Source organism: Mesorhizobium sp. M7A.F.Ca.CA.004.12.1.1 (genome assembly GCF_003997835.1).
In the GTDB taxonomy this organism is placed as follows: domain Bacteria; phylum Pseudomonadota; class Alphaproteobacteria; order Rhizobiales; family Rhizobiaceae; genus Mesorhizobium.
On sequence record NZ_RZRK01001321.1, the window covers coordinates 1 to 927 of the forward strand.

Below are 927 nucleotides of genomic sequence, written 5' to 3' on the forward strand. Positions count from 1 at the left end.
GAGCAGTCGGGCGGCATCGCTTCGCTGAAAGCCTTTGCCTCGCCGCTCGCCGATGTGAAATTCTGCCCGACCGGCGGCATCTCGGCCAAGAACGCGGCCGACTATCTCAGCCTGCCCAACGTGGTCTGCGTCGGCGGCTCCTGGGTGGCGCCCGACGACCTCGTCAAAGCCGGCAAGTGGGACGAGATCGAAGCCCTGGCGCGCGCCGCGAGCAAGCTTGCGAAATAAGGCCTCGGCCACGGGATGAAGAAACCCGGCCGACTCGCGTCGACCGGGTTTGCCAAATCGGCTCCGAAGCTGATCAGCTGCAGACCCGGACCTTTTCAACCACCCTGTGGTGATGCTTCCAGCTTGTGACCACCTTGGTCCGGCAGTGCTTCTTCATGTGCATATGGTCATGAGTTTTGACGACAATGGTCTCGGCCTGCGTAGGGGCGATAGCCGCCGAAGCGGTTGCCAATGCGATGACCGATGCCAATAGGATGTTCTTCATGGATCTCCCCGGGTTTGAACGAACCTATGTTAACCCAGGGAATAGGCCGACCGTTCCGGCTTCACGAGAAGTTCAGCCGAGCGTGACCGTGCAGGCTGGCCCGGTTCGCTGAACAGCAAAAAGCCGCGCTGGTTGCCCGGCGCGGCTTTGCCGATTGATCTGCCGTCATTTGGTCTGGAAGCGGGCTACCGACATGAACTTGACGGCGTTGCCGGTGAAGCGGTTGGCATCGGCCACCTGGCTGCTCGGCTGGAAGCCGGCCGTGTAGACCTCGCTCGGCGCCGTGTGCACGATGCTGTAGGCGTAGCCCGGCGCCGTCGTCGCGCTTGAAACGGTGGCGACATGGTCGCCGCTGGTCAATGCCCAGCGGGCGGCCTGCGGTGCGGCTGCAACCACCATGGCCTTGGGGCCCGGCTTCAGGTCGCGGGCGGTGG

The 927-nt window shown here is 63.8% G+C and carries 1 protein-coding gene and 2 pseudogenes; 1 reads left to right on the plus strand and 2 read right to left on the minus strand.

Annotated features, from left to right (window positions below; genetic code table 11):
- A pseudogene (locus EN984_RS36105) lies at nt 1-228 on the plus strand (keto-deoxy-phosphogluconate aldolase); the annotation flags it as partial.
- 73 nt (nt 229-301) lie between these two features.
- On the opposite strand, the gene EN984_RS36110 reads toward EN984_RS36105, so the two are convergent.
- Together EN984_RS36110 and EN984_RS36115 are read right to left on the minus strand one after the other, a co-directional pair.
- On the minus strand, nt 302-493 hold the full coding sequence (locus EN984_RS36110; protein ID WP_127272097.1) for a hypothetical protein: 192 nt from the start codon (nt 491-493) through the stop codon (nt 302-304).
- Between the two features lie 165 nt (nt 494-658).
- Nucleotides 659-927 (minus strand): annotated as a pseudogene (locus EN984_RS36115) (peptidase M15); the annotation flags it as partial.

Bases quoted from the DNA above. Each gene is read 5' to 3' on its own strand.
- EN984_RS36110 (WP_127272097.1), bottom strand. From the start codon at position 493: ATGAAGAACATCCTATTGGCATCGGTCATCGCATTGGCAACCGCTTCG.